The sequence below is a fragment of the Vibrio sp. 2130-1 genome, assembly GCF_033339515.1.
In genome coordinates this window covers 1-714 of record NZ_JAWOUT010000254.1, presented here as the reverse complement: position 1 = coordinate 714, position 714 = coordinate 1, and the positions used below count along the sequence as shown (strand labels likewise).

Sequence of the window (714 nt, the reverse complement as noted above, 5' to 3'; positions counted from 1 at the left end):
TCACACTCCGAGAATCGTTGAAAACGTAAAATCAGGGCGAGCGACCCTGGGATTCTGCGCTGGTTACTTACCTTCACATCACGGTTTGATGAGCGTTCATCTCGCCGATGAGCCTTTCTCTATAATAAGTAAATACCCGCTAACTCAATTACCAAAAGCGATTTTAACTAACGATTTGAATAACCCAGCCAATACATATCAGCAAGCCATTTTGTCCAAGTACGAAATCCAACCTTTGATGGAGATGGACTCCTACACTGCGGCAGCGCAATTAGCTTTAAAAGGTATGGCACCAGCACTGATACCTAAATCCATCATCAAAACACTCAACATCGCATCAAATTTTTGTTTTGAATTCGAAGAACTAGAGCCTCTAATTCGCCCAATACACATCTGTCTTCGCCACAACACATACCGCAATCAGCGAATTAAAACAGTGTTAGAAGCCATTGCTGATGTTGTTGCCAAAGAAGTTTTGTTGCCATCAGCATAGACATGGTAATCACTAGAGGTCGAATCCACTTTTGACCTTTGGTAACCACCACTTTTGCGCCAAGTTGAGCGCCAATAAAGCCACCGACCGCCATCGTCAAACCAATTTCCCATACAGGTAACCCTGCTAGAACGAAAAACAACAATGCAGCGATGTTTGAAGTGAAATTCAAAATCTTAGTTCGTGCTGTTGCATCCACGAGGGAGAAGTGGCCAAGAGCA

2 protein-coding genes are annotated in these 714 nt (G+C 43.6%); one reads left to right on the top strand and one right to left on the bottom strand.

The genetic code is table 11. The features are described from left to right. Positions 1 to 493: LysR substrate-binding domain-containing protein (locus R7Q09_RS25565; protein ID WP_318143866.1), on the top strand; the 493-nt coding region annotated here is incomplete at its 5' end. On the opposite strand, the gene R7Q09_RS25560 is transcribed toward R7Q09_RS25565, so the two are convergent. Then, positions 429 to 714 (bottom strand): TSUP family transporter (locus R7Q09_RS25560; protein WP_318143865.1); only part of this gene is annotated, 286 nt, incomplete at its 5' end. The genes R7Q09_RS25565 and R7Q09_RS25560 overlap by 65 nt on opposite strands.